This window comes from Streptomyces sp. P5F9, from assembly GCF_057961495.1.
Window position 1 is genome coordinate 1 of sequence record NZ_JBXVPZ010000958.1, and the last position, 1,088, is coordinate 1,088.

1 protein-coding gene is annotated in these 1,088 nt (G+C 70.0%); it reads left to right on the forward strand.

Annotation, left to right across the window (positions count from 1 at the left end):
- Window positions 1-1,088 (forward strand): ATP-binding protein (locus AC31A1_RS51795; RefSeq protein WP_489659975.1); only part of this gene is annotated, 1,088 nt, incomplete at both ends.

A 1,088-nucleotide genomic window follows, 5' to 3' on the forward strand; every position in this document is an offset into this window, starting at 1 on the left:
TGCTTCGTCGAGCGCTACCTCGACAAACCCCGCCACGTGGAGACCCAGTGCCTGGCCGACACCCACGGCAACGTGGTCGTCGTCTCCACCCGCGACTGCTCGCTGCAGCGCCGTCACCAGAAACTCGTCGAGGAAGCACCCGCACCCTTCCTCTCCGACGAGCAGGTCGCCGAGCTGTACGCCTCCTCCAAGGCCATCCTCAAGGAAGCCGGCTACGTCGGCGCCGGGACCGTCGAGTTCCTCGTCGGCCAGGACGGCACCATCTCCTTCCTGGAAGTCAACACCCGCCTCCAGGTGGAACACCCCGTCACCGAGGAGGTCGCCGGCATCGACCTCGTGCGCGAGATGTTCCGCATCGCCGACGGCGAACACCTCGGCTACGACGACCCCGAACTGCGCGGCCACTCCTTCGAGTTCCGCATCAACGGCGAGGACCCCGGCCGCGGCTTCCTCCCCGCCCCCGGCACCGTCACCACCTTCGCCCCGCCCACCGGCCCGGGCGTCCGCCTGGACGCCGGCGTCGAGACCGGCAGCGTCATCGGCCCGGCATGGGACTCCCTGCTGGCCAAGCTGATCGTCACCGGCGCCACCCGCGAACAGGCGCTCCAGCGCGCGGCGCGTGCGCTGGACGAGTTCACCGTCGAGGGCATGGCGACGGCGATCCCGTTCCACCGCGCGGTCGTCACCGACCCGGCGTTCGCTCCCGAACTCACCGGCTCCGCGGACCCGTTCACGGTCCACACCCGCTGGATCGAGACCGAGTTCGTCAACGACATCAAGCCCTTCGCGGCCCCGACGGACGCCGAGGCGGACGAGGACACCGACCGCGAGACGATCGTCGTCGAGGTCGGCGGCAAACGCCTGGAGGTCTCCCTCCCCGTCTCCCTCGGCATGTCCCTGGCCCGCACCGGTCTCGCGGCCGGGGCCAAGCCGAAGCGGCGCGCGGCCAAGAAGTCCGGTCCGGTCGCGTCCGGTGACACCCTCGCCTCGCCGATGCAGGGCACGATCGTCAAGGTCGCGGTCGAGGAGGGCCAGGAGGTCAAGGAGGGCGACCTCATCGTCGTACTCGAAGCCATGAAGATGGAACA